The 14832-nt window shown below is 68.4% G+C and carries 14 protein-coding genes; 5 read left to right on the forward strand and 9 right to left on the reverse strand.

Features of this window, described 5'->3' with window-relative positions:
* The first annotated feature begins 193 nt into the window (after positions 1-193).
* Positions 194-682 carry a hypothetical protein gene (locus AB0F43_RS01445; RefSeq protein ID WP_360469027.1) on the forward strand — a complete coding sequence of 163 codons (489 nt, stop codon included), beginning with the start codon at positions 194-196 and terminating at the stop codon, positions 680-682.
* On the opposite strand, the gene AB0F43_RS01450 is transcribed toward AB0F43_RS01445, so the two are convergent.
* Positions 679-1473 carry a metal-dependent hydrolase gene (locus tag AB0F43_RS01450; protein ID WP_360469029.1) on the reverse strand — a complete coding sequence of 265 codons (795 nt, stop codon included), beginning with the start codon at positions 1471-1473 and terminating at the stop codon, positions 679-681. The two genes, AB0F43_RS01445 and AB0F43_RS01450, sit on opposite strands and share 4 nt — an antisense overlap.
* A 155-nt stretch (positions 1474-1628) precedes the next feature.
* Between AB0F43_RS01450 and argG the strand changes: the two genes are divergently transcribed.
* Positions 1629-3062 (forward strand): argininosuccinate synthase, encoded by a 1434-nt coding sequence (gene argG / locus AB0F43_RS01455; protein WP_360469032.1) that lies wholly within the window; start codon positions 1629-1631, stop codon positions 3060-3062.
* A 99-nt stretch (positions 3063-3161) separates the two neighbouring features.
* Here the strand turns inward: argG and paaE are convergent, their stop codons facing one another.
* The 5 genes from paaE to paaA all read right to left on the reverse strand — a co-directional run bounded on the left by paaE (position 3162) and on the right by paaA (position 6745).
* Positions 3162-4247: a 1,2-phenylacetyl-CoA epoxidase subunit PaaE gene (paaE, locus tag AB0F43_RS01460; protein ID WP_360469034.1), complete on the reverse strand. Its 1086-nt coding sequence runs from the start codon at positions 4245-4247 to the stop codon at positions 3162-3164.
* Entirely contained in the window at positions 4248-4724 is a 477-nt protein-coding gene (gene paaD / locus AB0F43_RS01465; protein WP_360469036.1) for a 1,2-phenylacetyl-CoA epoxidase subunit PaaD, read from the reverse strand.
* The gene (gene paaC / locus AB0F43_RS01470; protein WP_360469039.1) at positions 4718-5458 is read right to left on the reverse strand and encodes a 1,2-phenylacetyl-CoA epoxidase subunit PaaC; all 741 of its coding nucleotides are present in this window, start codon (positions 5456-5458) and stop codon (positions 4718-4720) included. Before paaC ends, paaD begins: the two co-directional genes overlap by 7 nt.
* Entirely contained in the window at positions 5455-5736 is a 282-nt protein-coding gene (paaB, locus tag AB0F43_RS01475; protein WP_132315431.1) for a 1,2-phenylacetyl-CoA epoxidase subunit PaaB, read from the reverse strand. Before paaB ends, paaC begins: the two co-directional genes overlap by 4 nt.
* 76 nt (positions 5737-5812) lie before the next feature.
* Positions 5813-6745, reverse strand: a complete 933-nt coding sequence (paaA, locus tag AB0F43_RS01480; RefSeq protein WP_360469043.1) for a 1,2-phenylacetyl-CoA epoxidase subunit PaaA — start codon at positions 6743-6745, stop codon at positions 5813-5815.
* Positions 6746-7005: 260 nt separating this feature from the next.
* On the opposite strand from paaA, the gene AB0F43_RS01485 reads away from it, so the two are divergent.
* Together AB0F43_RS01485 and AB0F43_RS01490 are read left to right on the forward strand one after the other, a co-directional pair.
* Positions 7006-8193, forward strand: coding sequence for a DUF418 domain-containing protein (locus AB0F43_RS01485; protein WP_360469045.1), 1188 nt, complete (start codon positions 7006-7008; stop codon positions 8191-8193).
* A 67-nt stretch (positions 8194-8260) separates the two neighbouring features.
* A complete protein-coding gene (locus tag AB0F43_RS01490; protein ID WP_360469048.1) occupies positions 8261-8863 on the forward strand; it encodes a GNAT family N-acetyltransferase in 603 nt (200 codons plus the stop codon).
* Between the two features lie 52 nt (positions 8864-8915).
* Here the strand turns inward: AB0F43_RS01490 and AB0F43_RS01495 are convergent, their stop codons facing one another.
* Together AB0F43_RS01495 and AB0F43_RS01500 are read right to left on the reverse strand one after the other, a co-directional pair.
* Positions 8916-9356 carry a VOC family protein gene (locus AB0F43_RS01495; protein WP_360469051.1) on the reverse strand — a complete coding sequence of 147 codons (441 nt, stop codon included), beginning with the start codon at positions 9354-9356 and terminating at the stop codon, positions 8916-8918.
* Positions 9343-9921, reverse strand: coding sequence for a DinB family protein (locus tag AB0F43_RS01500; protein WP_360469053.1), 579 nt, complete (start codon positions 9919-9921; stop codon positions 9343-9345). Before AB0F43_RS01500 ends, AB0F43_RS01495 begins: the two co-directional genes overlap by 14 nt.
* A gap of 187 nt (positions 9922-10108) precedes the next feature.
* Between AB0F43_RS01500 and AB0F43_RS01505 the strand changes: the two genes are divergently transcribed.
* A complete protein-coding gene (locus AB0F43_RS01505; RefSeq protein ID WP_360469055.1) occupies positions 10109-11836 on the forward strand; it encodes an alpha/beta hydrolase in 1728 nt (575 codons plus the stop codon).
* Between the two features lie 479 nt (positions 11837-12315).
* On the opposite strand, the gene AB0F43_RS01510 is transcribed toward AB0F43_RS01505, so the two are convergent.
* Positions 12316-14793 (reverse strand): tetratricopeptide repeat protein, encoded by a 2478-nt coding sequence (locus AB0F43_RS01510; RefSeq protein WP_360469057.1) that lies wholly within the window; start codon positions 14791-14793, stop codon positions 12316-12318.
* Positions 14794-14832: the final 39 nt, after the last annotated feature.

Raw genomic sequence — 14832 nt, forward strand, 5'->3', positions numbered from 1 at the left:
GAGTAGGCCTGGTGGCTGTCCGCTCGGGGGTCCGGGCAGCCACCAGGCTCACTCGTCCTATCGGGCCGGCCCTGGGAGGCGTTACAGCTTCCGGCAAAAAAATCCGGAAAAAATTCTGTGCATACTTTCCGCCATCAAGTGGTTGCTCTTCGTGGAGAACTCGGTGACTTCCTGGGCCGTTAGTCTCTGCCGCGTGACCACTGTCTCCCCCGCCCAACGATCCCTGACCGTCACGGCGAGCGCCCTGCTCGCCGCGATCCCGCTGATCACCCTGGCCATGTGGTTTGTGCTGGCCGTCGACGGGATCGGCGACTTCCCGCCCACGTGGGCGCCGTCGTTCGTGTTGCTCGCCGCCGCGCTGGCCTACGCGGTCTGCGAGCTCGTCGGCTTCCGGACTAGCCCGCTTCAGCACAGCGACCGGTCGCCGGCGGAGGTCGGGATGGACTCCTGGCGACGGTTCACCGCGTCGACCTTCGTCCGGTTCGCGGCGTGCGAGGCGGTCTTCTTGATCTCGCTCCCGCTCGCGTTCGTGGTCGAGAGCTTCTGGGTCATCTTGACCGGCGCGGCGCTGGCGATCCCGCTGTTCCTCTGGGAGGTGTGGCCGGGCGTCCGCAACCAGCAGCGGTTCGCGGCTGCGCTCGAGGCCGGCGGCGTACCGTCGTACCTGACCGAAGGGCGCTAGCGTCCCGCCAGCCAGATCGAGGTGGCGGTGAAGAGCCGCTCGACTGCCTGCAGAGCCCCGGGGAGCAGGAGTACGGCGGCGCCGAGCAGCAGCGGGACGACGATCAGGCGCTCGAACCAGCCGTTCGTGCGGAAGCGGAGCGGGCGCGGCAGGCGGATCTCGAACCAGGTCTCGCCGCGGATCGGCACTGGCCACAGCCACGGGCAGCCGGAGCGGGTGAGGCTGTCACCCAGGCAGTGAACGAACATGCCCAGTCCGACGGCCACTCCGATCCACCCGCCGATGCCGGTGAGGCCTGCTTGGACGGCGTCCGCGGTCGTCGTACCGGGTAACGCCGTACCAGCGACGGACCAGGCGGTGGCGCCGAGCGCGAGGACGATCAGCCCGTCCCCCAGCACGTCGGCTGCCAGCAGCAGACCGGTGACGGCCACCGCGAGGACTGCCCACTTGCCGCGGTCACCGGCGCTGGCGGCGAGCATGCCGAGCAGGATCGCGGCGACCAGGGTGTGCGTCGCGTGCCGGTGCCGGCCGGTGCTGTCCTCGTCGCGTGGTCCCTTGGTGAGGTTGTAGAGGACGCTCGAGAAGGCGCGGACCGCTTCGGAGAGGATGCGGGTCACCGGACCGACCAGACGAGACGCGCGCGCTCCTGGGTGATCCAGGTCGGGCACCAGCGCGTACCCAGCCGTCGCCGCGGCGAACGGCACCACCTCAGCGACCGTGGTCAGCCCCACCAGCGGCGCCACCACCAGGCCCGCGCACCACCCCGACAACGCATGCGACCGCCCCATCATCTGGCGCCCCACTCCCCTCAGTCAGCAGAACTGACATCCTCTCAACCCCAACCCCTCCTCCCCCAACAGCCACGCTGACCACACCAACCACCTCAGTTCACGGCGCTTCTCCCACCCGGTTTGCATAATCATTCAGAGGAGTGCATACTTTTCCTGTGTCCAAGGTTCTTAGGTCTTTGCCTGTTGGTGAACGGGTCGGCATCGCTTTCTCGGGCGGGCTCGACACGTCGGTCGCGGTCGCGTGGATGCGGGACAAGGGAGCCGTCCCCTGCACCTACACGGCCGATCTCGGTCAGTACGACGAGCCCGACATCGCCTCCGTCCCGGGTCGTGCCACGGCGTACGGCGCCGAGATCACCCGACTGGTCGACTGCCGCGCGGCGCTGGTCGAGGAGGGGCTGGCCGCGCTCGCCTGTGGCGCGTTCCACATCCGGTCGGCCGGGCGGACGTACTTCAACACCACCCCGATCGGCCGGGCGGTGACCGGCACCCTGCTGGTCCGGGCGATGCTCGACGACGACGTCCAGATCTGGGGCGACGGCTCGACCTTCAAGGGCAACGACATCGAGCGGTTCTACCGCTACGGCCTGCTGGCGAACCCGCACCTGCGGATCTACAAGCCGTGGCTGGACGCGGACTTCGTCACCGAGCTCGGCGGCCGCAAGGAGATGTCCGAGTGGCTGGTCGCGCACGGCCTGCCGTACCGGGACAGCACCGAGAAGGCGTACTCCACCGACGCCAACATCTGGGGTGCCACCCACGAGGCCAAGACGCTCGAGCACCTCGACACCGGGGTCGAGACCGTCGACCCGATCATGGGTGTGAAGCACTGGGACCCGTCGGTCGAGATCCTGCCGGAGGACGTCACCATCGGCTTCGAGCAGGGCCGGCCGGTGACGATCAACGGCAAGGAGTTCGGCTCCGCGGTCGACCTGGTGCTGGAGGCCAACACGATCGGCGGCCGGCACGGGCTGGGCATGTCGGACCAGATCGAGAACCGGGTGATCGAGGCCAAGAGCCGGGGCATCTACGAGGCTCCCGGGATGGCTCTGCTGCACGCGGCGTACGAGCGGCTGGTCAACGCGATCCACAACGAGGACACGCTGGCGAGCTACCACAACGAGGGCCGGAAGCTCGGGCGGCTGATGTACGAAGGCCGCTGGCTCGACCCGCAGTCACTGATGCTGCGGGAGTCCCTGCAGCGGTGGGTCGGTACGGCGGTGACCGGTGAGGTCACGTTGCGGCTCCGGCGCGGCGAGGACTACTCGATCCTCGACACCACCGGCCCGGCGCTCAGCTACCACCCGGACAAGCTGTCGATGGAGCGGATCGAGGACTCCGCGTTCGGCCCGGTCGACCGGATCGGTCAGCTGACCATGCGGAACCTGGACATCGCCGACTCCCGCTCGAAGCTGGAGCAGTACGCCGGCCTCGGCATGTTCGGCTCCACCCACCCGGCGCTGGCGTCCTCCACCGACCTGATCGGCGCGATGCCGACCGGCGGAGCCGAGGCGATCGCCTCCCGCGGCGAGGCCACGGACGAGGACGAACTCCTGGACCGCGCCGCGATGGAGTCGGGCACGGACTGAGTCCCGGCATGTGGCTGGCAGACCGCCCAATTCGTGGGTTTGCCAGCCGGGTTCCTGGTGGCAAACCCACCATTCCGATGGTCTGCCAGCCAAATGGGGTCAGGCGTCGAAGTCGAGGGTGACGGTGGGGGTGGTGGGGTGGGACTGGCAGGTGAGGACGTAGCCGGCTCGGATTTCGTCGGGCTCGAGGGCCCAGTTGGTGTCCATCCGGACCGAGCCTTCCAGGACCTTGGCTCGGCAGGTGCCGCAGACGCCGCCCTTGCAGGCGAAAGGTGCGTCTGACCGGACCGCCAGGGTTGCGTCCAGGACCGCCTTGGAGTGTTCGGCCAGGGCGAACGTCGAGCGGCGGCCGTCCAGGATCACGGTGACCTGGGCGGCATCCTCGTCGACCGGAGCTTCTTCGACCGGAGCCATGGGAGCCTCGTCGCCGACGTGAAAGAGCTCGGCGTGCACGTGCTCCCGCGGGACACCCTGCTCGAGCAGCAACTCCTGCGCGCCGACGACCATCGCGTACGGACCACACAGGAACCACTCGTCGACGCTCGTCACCGGGAGGATCGTCGCGAACATCCGCTTCAACCGCTCGGCGTCGATCCGCCCGCTGAACAGCTCCACCTCGGTCGACTCCCGCGACAACACGTGCACGAGATGGAACCGTTCGGCGTACCGGTCCTTCAGATCGGCCAGCTCGTCGGCGAACATCACCGACCCCGCGGTCCGGTTGCCATACAGCAAGGTGACACGGCTGGAGGGCTCGGTCGCCAGGATCGTCGCGACCAGCGAGAGCACCGGCGTGATGCCGCTGCCCGCGGCGACGAAGGCGTAGTGCTTCGCGTTGGCCGGATCGAACGTCGTACCGAAACGTCCGAGCGGCGTCATCACCTCGAGCTCGTCGCCGACCTTCAGTCCATCCGCGGCGTACGCCGAGAACTCGCCGCCCGGGAGCCGCTTCACGCCGATCCGCAGCACGCCGGATCCGGCCGGTGAGCAGATCGAGTAGCTGCGCCGAACGTCGTCACCGGTACGGCGAATGGTCAGGTGCTGCCCCGCGCTGAACTCATACTCGTCGGCCAACTCGGGCGGCACCTCGAAGGTGATCGCGACCGAGTCGTCGGTGATCGCCTCGATCGCGGCCACCCTCAACGGATGAAAGACCGCCCGCCGCCGGGCCAGAGTCGTCGTCATCTAGATCGCCTTGAAATGGTCGAAGGGCTCCCGGCACGCATTGCATCGCCACAGCGACTTGCAGGACGTGGACCCGAACCGGCTCAGCTCCGTCGTGTCCGGCGAACCGCACAACGGGCACCGGATGGTCAGACTCAGCATCACCGGCCCGACAGCATGCCGTCCGGTCGGCGGAGCGATACCGTACTCGACCAGCTTCGCCTTACCGGCCTCACTCATCCAGTCCGTCGTCCAAGCCGGCGACAGTACGGTCTCCACCCGGCCATCGACCCCCAAGTGGTCAAGCGTCAGCTCCACCTCCTGCCGGATCACATCCATCGCCGGACACCCGGAGTACGTCGGTGTGATCGTCACGACGACCTGATCACCCTCATGCCGAACGCCTCGCAGTACGCCGAGGTCCGCGATCGTCAGCACCGGCACCTCAGGATCCGCCACCTCACCAACGGCCTCGAAGATGGCCGTGTCCGTCACCATGTGGCCCCCGGATGCGAGCGCGCCACATGCTGCAGCTCCGCGAGCAGGTAGCCCAGGTGCTCGGTGTGCCGTCCGGAACGACCGCCAGTGTGCTGGTACGATGATGATGGCCGGCTGCACGTGGACTCGTCGATCACCGCCATCACCCGGCGCTCCCACTCCTCCTGGAACGTCGACGGGTCGACAGCGACGGCAAGACGTCGTACGAGGTCGTCGGACTCGAACATCTCCGCGGTGTAAGGCCAGAACGCCTCCAGCCCGGCCTGCATCCGGCGGTTACTCTCCTCGGTCCCGTCCCCGAGTCGCAGCACCCACTGGGTCGCGTGGTCGACGTGGTACGCAACCTCTTTGACCGCCTTGCCCGCGACACCGGACAACGTCTCGTCAGCGCACTTCAGCAGACCTTCGTAGAGCAGTTGCTGGTACGTCGCGAAGTACAGCAAGCGAGCCATCGCGTGAGCGAAGTCGCCGCTCGGGAGCTCACACAGCTGCAGGTTGAGGAAATCGCGCTCGTCCCGGAAGTAGGCGAGGTCGTCCTCGGACCGCCCCTCCCCCTCGACCTGGCCGGCGTACTGCAGCAGCGATCGCGCCTGGCCGAGCTGGTCGAGACCGATGTTGCCTAGGGCAACGTCTTCCTCGAGCTGCGGGGCGGCCGCGATCCACTCGGCGGTGCGCTGGGCGGAGATCAGCGCGTCGTCGCCGAGCCGGAGCGTGTAGACGAACAGGTCGTTCACAGGTGCTCGACACCTTCCGGGACCTGGTAGAAGGTCGGGTGCCGGTAGACCTTGTCACCGGCCGGATCGAAGAACTCGTCCTTCTCGTCCGGGCTCGAAGCGGTGATGTCGGCCGCACGCACGACCCAGATCGACACACCCTCCTGCCGGCGGGTGTAGACGTCCCGCGCGTTCCGGAGCGCCATCGTCGCGTCCGGCGCGTGCAGACTGCCGACGTGTGTGTGCGACAGCCCACGCCGCGACCGCACGAACACCTCCCACAACGGCTCGATGCTCATCCGCGTCCTCGCTTCGCTCCGGGCGCGGATGAGACACGGGGCGCGCTGTGCTTGATGATGAACTCGCTCCACTCGTTCATGCCGCACTCCCCTCGCGACGAGCAGCCTGCTTGGCCGCGTACGCCGCCGCGGCCTCACGAACCCACGCGCCTTCCTCATGCGCCTTCACCCGATGCGCGAGCCGCTGCTGGTTGCACGGCCCGTTACCCTTCACCACTTCGTACAGCTCGGTGTAGTCGGGCTCGGTGAATCGGTAGTGCCCGGTCTCCTCGTCGTACGACAGGCCGTCGTCGGGCACCCGAAGCCCGAGTACGTCGGCCTGCGGGACGGTCATGTCGACGAAGCGCTGGCGCAGTTCGTCGTTGCTGTGCCGCTTGATCCCCCACGCCATCGACTGCTCCGAGTGCGTGGACGCGGAGTCCGGCGGGCCGAACATCATCAGCGAGGGCCACCACCACCGGTCCAGCGCGTCCTGGGCCATCGCCTTCTGCGCCTCGGTGCCGTTGCACAGCGTGTACAGGATCTCGAAGCCCTGCCGCTGGTGGAACGACTCCTCCTTGCAGACCCGGACCATCGCCCGCGCGTACGGCCCGTAGGAGCAGCGGCAGAGCGGGACCTGGTTGACGATCGCGGCGCCGTCGACGAGCCAGCCGATCGCGCCGATGTCGGCCCAGGTCAACGTCGGGTAGTTGAAGATGCTGGAGTACTTCTGCCGGCCGCTGTGCAGCAGGTCGAGCAGATCCGCCCGGTCCACACCGAGCGTCTCGGCGGCGGCGTACAGGTAGAGCCCGTGGCCGGCCTCGTCCTGCACCTTGGCCATCAGGATCGCCTTCCGGCGCAGCGACGGCGCGCGACTGATCCAGTTGCCCTCCGGCTGCATGCCGATGATCTCCGAGTGCGCGTGCTGCGCGATCTGCCGGATCAGGGTCTTGCGGTACCCGTCCGGCATCGCATCCCGCGGCTCGATCCGGCCGTCGGCGTCGATGGTCGCCTGGAAACTGTCGTCCATACCGTCAGCATAGCCGAGATGTGACACTTCCTGTCGAGATCAACCAACAAGTGTCACAAAGCCGGACGCATGTGCCTGGTTGGCCAGCGAGGTGGATGGTGCTGCACCCGGAATCAGGGTGCAGAACCCACCAGAAGGTGGGTCAACCAGGGTGGTGGTAGGTCCACCGTCGGGGTGGTGGCAGGGCGCTGGGTGCGCGACTGGCGAGCCGGGAGGATTTCAGTGGAAGGACTACACAGTTTCCCGAGAGGGCGGACCCCATGACCACCATGCAGATTCTCCCGGCCGCGGCGGTCCGCGGGCCGGTCACCGGTAAGGAACGTGCGCTCGCCCCCGACCTGATCCGGGGCGCGATGCTGCTGCTGATCGGGCTGGCCAACAGCGCCAACTTCGCGTTCGCCGGGCAGCCGGGCATCGAAAGTACGCCGCACGGCCTCGAGCGCGTCGTCAACTTCCTCAAGCTCACTCTCGTGGACGCCCGGGCCTATCCGGTGTTCGCGGTGATGTTCGGCTACGGCCTGGTCCAGCTGGCCCGGCGGCAGCGATCTGCCGGCGTCGCGCCGAGCGCCGTACGGCGGATCCTGCTGAAGCGGAACGGCTGGCTGATCGCGTTCGGCGCGGTCCACGCGACGCTGCTGTACTTCGGTGACTTCCTCGGCGCCTACGGGATCGTCGGCATCATCTGCACGCTGCTGCTGCTCAACCGCGGGGACAAGTTCCACCGCATCGCGGTCGGCATCTGGGCCGTCGAACTCCTGTACGTGCTCTATGTCGGCTTCCAGTCCGTCGTCGCGGTGATGAGCAGCTCCGGTCCCGCGCATTCGCTCACGAACAGCCCGAACCCGTCGCTGGCGGCATCGTCGTACGGCGAGAGTCTGATCGACCGGTTGCACGAGTACCCGCTGCACACCGCGAGCGTGATCGGCTTCGTCATGGTCGTCTGGCTGGGGATCTGGGCCGCCCGCAAGCAGATCCTGGAGAACCCCGGCGCCCACCGCGGCCTGCTGACCGGCGTCGCCGTCGGCGGCCTGAGCATCACGATCCTGGGCGGTCTGCCGCTCGCGCTCGTCGGCGCCGGCTGGTTGCACGTCGACCAGGCCGCAGTGAACTCACTGAGCTACCTCTCCCACGTCAGCGGGATGTTCGGCGGTCCTGGGTACATCGCTCTGTTCGGTCTGCTGGTCTCTCGGCTGACCAAGCTCACCCTGCCGGTACGGGCGATCTCCGCTCTGGGCCAGCGCTCGCTGTCTGGCTACCTGTTCCAGTCCGTGAGCTGGATGGTGCTGCTGGCCCCGTTCACGCTGGACCTCGACTTCGGCAGTACGGCGTACACCGCGGCACTTATCGCGGTAGGTGTCTGGGTGCTGTCGGTCATCGGCGCTCACGCGATGAGCAAGCGTTCCTATCGCGGTCCGGCCGAGACACTGCTGCGGCGGCTCGTCTACTGATTCATCCGGCCGTTCGCCGGTGGGACCGACGTCCCGACGGCGAACGGCCTTTGCGAGGATGGGCGCCATGAGTGATTTCGGCGTACCAGAGCCCGCCAACCTGTCGGAGCTGTCCGGTGAGAGCCCGGTGGCCGAGAGCAGCGTGCGGCTGGCCCTTCCGGCCGAGGCCAACGAGATCGGCGAGATCCAGGTCGCGGCCTGGCGGACGTCGTACGCCGGTCTGCTGCCCGCGGATGTGCTCGCCGACCTCAACCCGGCGCAGTTCGCCGCCCAGTGGCGAGCCGCGCTGATCGCTCCTGGTGAGGCCCGCAATCGGGTGATGGTCGCGCTGGCCGGCCGGACGCTGGTCGGGTTCGCCGCGATCACGCCGTCGGACGACCCGGACGCCGATCCGCGGCGCGACGCGTTGATCGCCGAGCTGGCGATCAAGCCCGAGGCGACCCGGGCCGGTCACGGCTCGCGGTTGCTCAACGCCGTGGTCGACACCGTCCGCGCCGATGGCTTCAACCGGGTCACCGTGTGGGTCAACTCGACCGATGACGTCGTCCGCGCCTTCTACACCGAGGCCGGCTGGGCCCCCGACGGCGCCCACCGCGAGCTCGATCTCTACGGCGACGAATCCGTCCGCATCAAGCAGATCCGGCTCCACACCGACCCCGGCGCCGAGTGACGGTCCTGCCGGCGACCAACGGCCTACACGGTGCGTCGGCCGGCCTTCGCGCTCAGGCCAGGCAGAACTCGTTGCCTTCCGGGTCCCGCATGATGATGTGAAAACCGTCGGGTTCGTCCAGTCGGTTCGCGACGGTGGCGCCGAGCGGGATCAAGCGTTCGGCTTCCGCTTCGATCGCCGTACGGCGGTCGTCGCCGTCGAGACCGGGGGCGACCTTGATGTCGAGGTGGACGCGGTTCTTCACCTGCTTCGACTCCGGCACGCGCAGGAAGAAGATGTCCGGCCGGGTGCCGCGTTCCTTGTCGACCAGGGTGCGGCCGGCGTTGCGCTGGTCGACCGGGATGCCGTTGGCGTCGGCCCACTCGTCCCAGGACGCGAAGCCGGCCGGGACACCGACCGGGAAGTCGTAGCCGCCGAGCGCCGCCATCCAGAAGCGGGCGACCCGATCCGGATCCGCGCAGTCGAAGACGATGTGCAGGTCAAACGCGGGCACGTCGATCACCTGCCACACCGGCGCGATAGAGATCGCGGAGCAGGCAGATCTCGGCGCCGTGGTGGATGGTCTCGCGGTTCACATGGGTGATCAGGGCGAGCATGGTGTCCTCGGCGAAATACGCCCCTTTCGGCCCGAGCGGACGCTGCAGAGCCTCCTCGGACAGGCCACGAATCGACTGCCGCCAGCGCCCGTACCAGTGCTCGAGGAACGCCAACCCGTCGGCCGCCGTGGCCGGTAGGTCGGCCGGGATGTGCCGCGGGTCGAACATGTCCGCGTCGTCCGGCACGCTCCCGTCGCCGAAGAACGTGCTGACGCGGGTCGCGAAACAGCCGACACCGATGTGCACCAGCCGCCAGGCGATCGTCGTCACCGGCGGCGGGTCCGGCACCGGGTCGTCGTCATCGACAACGGTCCGCCCGCTCTCATCGGGCCGCACCGACCACGCGCCCTCGGCGGGCTCCCACAGGTACTCGTCATCCGTGAGGCCCTGCAGCCGCGGCCACAGATGAAAATCCCAGTAGAACTCCACCTGCCCGATCACCAGGTCACCACAGCCGGACATCCAGCACCTCCACTCCAGTTCGGTACGGCGACCCTAGACCGCCCCACCGACAAACCGACACCGGCATGGACCAGATCCCTTAGCACGCAGCGGATCCGCGACTAGCCGGGGGTGGTGCTCGACCGATCAACCTTGGCATGACAGATTGCGACGGTCCGATTACGCGTGGCCATCCGCTGGAGTCTGCATGAAGTACCTCACCCTGGTCGTCGGCCTAGGGCTGTCCGCTGCTGCTGTTCTCGTCGTACCGGGGTCCGGGGCGACCGCATCGATGGAACAGGCGACCGTGGTCGACCGGGCGCATCCGGTGGCCAACAAGTACCTCAGGCAGAAACCGGCATGGAAGCAGTGTGGGGACCCGGAGCTCCGGACGTTCTGCGCCAAGATCACCGCACCCCGCGACTGGGCCAACCAGTACTCCGGCAACGACATCCAACTCGCGGTCAGCAAGGTCGCGCCGGTGAAGGGCAGGCCGAGCCGCGTGGTCTTCGGCAACCCGGGTGGGCCGGGTGGTGCCGGCCTCGGCATGGCGCCCTACCTGGCCAGTCAGGCGCCGCTGGCGAAGGACCACCTCGCGGTCGGGTTCGACCCGCGCGGCACCGGTGACAGCACCAACGTCACCTGCCAGGGCGCACCCGGGTACACCATGGACGCGCGCGATCGCGACCCGTGGAACCTCGACCTGATCGCGGAGGCGTCGCAACTCAGCCAGCCGTACTGCGACCGGCAGTCCCGCGGCCTGCTCCCGTACGTGACCACCGCGCAGACCGTTCAGGACATGGACCTGATCCGCCGACTGCTCGGTTTCGACAAGATCGACTTCGTCGGGTACTCCGGCGGCACCTGGATGGGCGCCTACTACCAGACCTACTTCCCGCAGCACGTCGGCCGCTTCGTGCTCGACTCCAACACCGACTTCACCCAGCCGTGGATCAACACCTTTGTCGGACAGCCGCAGGCGTTCGAGCGCCGGTTCCGCGAGGACTTCGCGCCCTGGGCGGCGAAGTACGACGGTCAACTGAAACTCGGTGACTCACCACGCGCCGTGATCCGCACCTATGAGAAGCTCCGGGCCGCACTGAAAAAGCAGCCGGCGGTCGAGGAGTTCCTGGACGGGTCGATCAAGATCAGCTACGACCAGAACGCCCTGGACGAGATCGTCACCGGGGATATGTATACGAAGATCGACTTCTATTCGCTCGCGGTCGACCTGGCATTTCTTCGCGACCTTTCCGCCGCGCAGACCACCGACGGTCCGCGCGCCGCACAGCGCAAGGTGGACGCGTTGTCACTCGCCCGGCAGCACGAGCTGGTACGCCGTGCGTCCCGCGACACCGTCGGCCTGCGTCCACTCGGCCGGATCGTCGGCGACGACGCCGAGGGCGCGACCTTCACCGCGATCACCTGCAACGACACCCCGTGGCCGCAGGGACGCGAGTACGGCGACCAGTTGGCCGCTCGCCTCGGGCCGAAGTACCCGCTGCTCGGATGGGGTATGAACGAGAACCCCTGCTTCTACTGGGACCGCCCCAACCTGACCATGCCGCAGCCGACCGGCAAGGGCCTGCCGACCACGCTGATGGTCCAGTCGGTCCACGACCCGGCGACGAACTACTCGCTCGCGGTATCGGCCCACAACCGGTACGCCGGCTCGCGCCTGGTCACCGTCAGCCGGGAAGGCGACCACGGCATCTACGGCGGCGTGAACCAGTGCGCCGACAAGATCGTCAACGCGTTCCTCACCACCGGTAAGGCACCGGCCAAGGACGTCACCTGCGTCGGCGAGGGCATCCCGGCCCCGTCGTCCCCACCGCCAGGCGCGGAGGAGTACGGCGCCGGCCAGGCGTACCAGGCGCACACACCGCTGCGCCGGATCGCCGGACTCACCAAAGCCGTCTCGGGCTATTTGCAATGAGTCCGCGAAGTTTCGCCAACTGCCCGATAGGGCAATAAAACCGCACGATTTCAGGCAGAATCCCCTACCCACCGGGATTTCGTGATCACCGTCCGCGAAGTCGTCGGAGGGCTTTCGTTGTCAGGACATATTTGTCAGGGCGATGTCAGGGTTCCGTCCCTGTGCGACAGAGTGTGATTTCGACAACCTTGAGTCAGCGCGGAGGAACCGCCCGTCGACTGGGAGGGATCGACGAGGGGCGACATCGCCGATACGGTTTCGGCCGGCTGTGGGGTGGGGGGACTGCCTGGGGGGTCAGACAGGGACACAGCCGGCCGAGTCCGTGACTCGCAGCCCGCGCGCTCAGATCCCTCGCGGGGTACCGTCGATCCCCCAGGTCGTGGTGCTCCGCGAGGCTCCATCCGATCAGCAGCTCTGGTGGACTGCTGATCGGTTTCTTCTGCCCGCTGCCTGTCTCCCTGGGGCTGCGGTGGAGACGCTCAGAGCCGGCCGGTGCGGTCGTGGTCCGGGCTGTGCGGGGCGGGTGGGTACCCGTCCGCCACGGCGGCGAGCGGAGCGGCTCGGCCGGCCGACCAGGCGGCCCGGAACGCCCGGCGCTCGAGCGACTGCTCGATCGCGGTCCGGGTAGCCAGGTAGTCGGCCTTCTCGATCTCGGGCACCGGGGCGCCGATGACCTCGCGGACGTCGTCCGCGGCCCCGAGCAGGAAGGCGGCGTACTCACTCCTTCCCCGCTGCTGTGCGACGGTCGCCAGTTCTTCGAGCACACTCGCCGACCGCCACCGGTCGCCCAGGTCCCGGTGCTCGGCGAGACTCTCGTCCAGCAGGTGTACGGCGCGCTCCGTCAGGCCGCGACGCCGTTCGACGATGCCGAGCTGGTTCAGCGACCAGGCGACACCTTCGCGGTATCCGAGCCGCTGGGACAACGCCAGGCTCTCCTGCAGCAGGTCCTCGGCCTCGATCAGGTCACCGCTGTACTGCGCGATCGTCCCGAGGCTGATGAGCGACCAGGCGAGTCCTTCGCCATCGCCGAGCAGCCGGAAGCTGTCCCGGGCCTGACGACACCGCCGGGCACCGACCTCGAGGTCACCGCGCAGCCAGGCGACGAAGCCCAAGTGGTTGTGTGCCCACGCCATCCCGGCCCTGTCGCCAAGACTCTCGTACAGGTCGTAGCTCTCGCAGTGCAGGTCCTCGGCGGCCGCATAGTCGCCGCGCTCCCGGGCGATCCCACCAAGCCGTTGCAGCACCAGCGCCGTACCGGCTGTGTCGCCCAGCTCCTTGTACAGCGTCAGTGCGGTTCTCAGCCGTGCGGTCGCCGCGTCGTACTCGCACTGCAGGAACGCGAGCATCCCTGCGCCCAGGTTCGCCTTCGCACACGCGGGAGCCAGCGCGGCGGTCTCCGCCGCGGGCATGGTCTCTACCAAGGCCAGAGCGCGCTCGAGCCACTGACTGCCCTCCGCATAGTGCCCTCGCAGGTAGCAGAACTGCCATAGCCCACCGGCCAGCCGCAGGGCCTCCTTGACCGACCGTGTCCGCAAGGACCAGCCCATGGCTGCCCGGAGGTTGTCGAGCTCATTGTCGAGACGTTCGAGCCACTCCGCCTGGCTCTCGCCGCGCAGCCGGGTTTCGGCTTCCTCGGCCAGACCGATGTAGAAGTGCGCGTGCCGACGGGCCGCCTCGTCCGCCAAGCCTGCGGCCCCAAGCCTGTCGGCGGCGAACTCTCGGATCACCGCGAGCATGTAGTACCGCCCAACACCGCTGCGCCTGGTGACCCGGATCAGCGACTTGTCCACGAGCCGTCCGGTCAGGTCGAGCGCTTCGGCTCGCTCCAGGGGCCCCGGTGACGGCTGCCCGGACATGACTGTGGCGGCCGCGCTCAGCGTCCACCCGCCGACGAACACCGACAGCTGCGCGAACACCTCCCGCTCCGCCGGGGTCAGCAGGTCATGGCTCCACTCGATCGCGCCGTACATCGACTGTTGTCGTGGCGAGGCCGTCCGCGGTCCGCCGGCCAGGATGCCGAACGACGTCTCCAGCTCGGACGCGAGCTCCTCGACGGTCATCACGTTCGTCCGGGCCGCGGCCAGCTCGATCGCGAGCGGCATCCCCTCCAGCCGCCGTACGACGCGGGCGATCTGGTCGACTTGGCCGTCCACGTCGTAGCCCCGGGCGGTCGCTCGCTCGACGAAGAGCCGTACGGCGGCGGCCGACTCGAGCTGGTCCTCGTCGTGCGGCAGCGCCAGCGCGGGGACGACGTACACACTCTCGCCGGGGACGCGGAGGAGCTCCCGGCTGGACGCGAGGATCGACAGGTTCGGGCAGTACTCCAGCAGTGAGACGCAGATCTGCCCGACCGTGGCGACCACGTGCGAGCAGTTGTCGAACACCAGCAGCATGGTCCGGCGGCCGATCTGCTCGGCGATCGTCTCGACGAGCTGGGTGTTCTCCATCGGGTGCAGACCGGTCGAGGCCGCGACGGCCGGGATCACGCCGGCGGGATCAGTGAGCGAGGCGAGGGGAACCCAGCAGACGCCGTCGGGGAAGCTGTCCTCCAGCTCAGCCGCCAGTGCGAGCGTGAGGCGTGTCTTTCCGACTCCGCCCGGCCCGGTGAGGGTCAGCAGCCGGGTGATGCGTTGCCCGAGCAAGCGTTTGGTCGCCGTCAACTCGGTGATGCGGCCGATGAGCTCGTTCGGCGGGGCGGGCGGCCGGCGCAGCTGGACCTGCGCGGACTCGGTGTCGCGGCGGGCGGCGGCGGTGAACTGCGCCCGGTCGGCCAGGCCGAGCCGGAGCGCGTCGGCGAGCAGGCGCAAGGTATGCGCCCGAGGCGCACGACGGCGTCCCCGCTCCAATGCCGCGATCGCGTCGACACTCAGACCGGCGAGCTCGGCCAGACCTTCCTGCGACAACCCGGCCTCACGCCGGTGCCGCCGCAACAGATCGCCGAAACCTGCCCCCTGCATATCGTCCGTGCCGCGGCGAGACCCGTCTGATGGCACAGG

The sequence above is a fragment of the Kribbella sp. NPDC023972 genome (assembly GCF_040639075.1).
Lineage (GTDB): Bacteria > Actinomycetota > Actinomycetes > Propionibacteriales > Kribbellaceae > Kribbella.

Bases quoted from the DNA above. Each gene is read 5' to 3' on its own strand.
- paaB (WP_132315431.1), bottom strand. From the start codon at position 5,736: ATGAGCATCGAGCCGTTGTGGGAGGTGTTCGTGCGGTCGCGGCGTGGG.
- AB0F43_RS01485 (WP_360469045.1), top strand. From the start codon at position 7,006: ATGACCACCATGCAGATTCTCCCGGCCGCGGCGGTCCGCGGGCCGGTC.
- AB0F43_RS01450 (WP_360469029.1), bottom strand. From the start codon at position 1,473: ATGATGGGGCGGTCGCATGCGTTGTCGGGGTGGTGCGCGGGCCTGGTG.
- AB0F43_RS01510 (WP_360469057.1), bottom strand. From the start codon at position 14,793: ATGCAGGGGGCAGGTTTCGGCGATCTGTTGCGGCGGCACCGGCGTGAG.
- paaA (WP_360469043.1), bottom strand. From the start codon at position 6,745: ATGGACGACAGTTTCCAGGCGACCATCGACGCCGACGGCCGGATCGAG.
- AB0F43_RS01505 (WP_360469055.1), top strand. From the start codon at position 10,109: ATGAAGTACCTCACCCTGGTCGTCGGCCTAGGGCTGTCCGCTGCTGCT.
- AB0F43_RS01490 (WP_360469048.1), top strand. From the start codon at position 8,261: ATGAGTGATTTCGGCGTACCAGAGCCCGCCAACCTGTCGGAGCTGTCC.
- paaE (WP_360469034.1), bottom strand. From the start codon at position 4,247: ATGACGACGACTCTGGCCCGGCGGCGGGCGGTCTTTCATCCGTTGAGG.
- paaD (WP_360469036.1), bottom strand. From the start codon at position 4,724: ATGGTGACGGACACGGCCATCTTCGAGGCCGTTGGTGAGGTGGCGGAT.
- AB0F43_RS01500 (WP_360469053.1), bottom strand. From the start codon at position 9,921: ATGTCCGGCTGTGGTGACCTGGTGATCGGGCAGGTGGAGTTCTACTGG.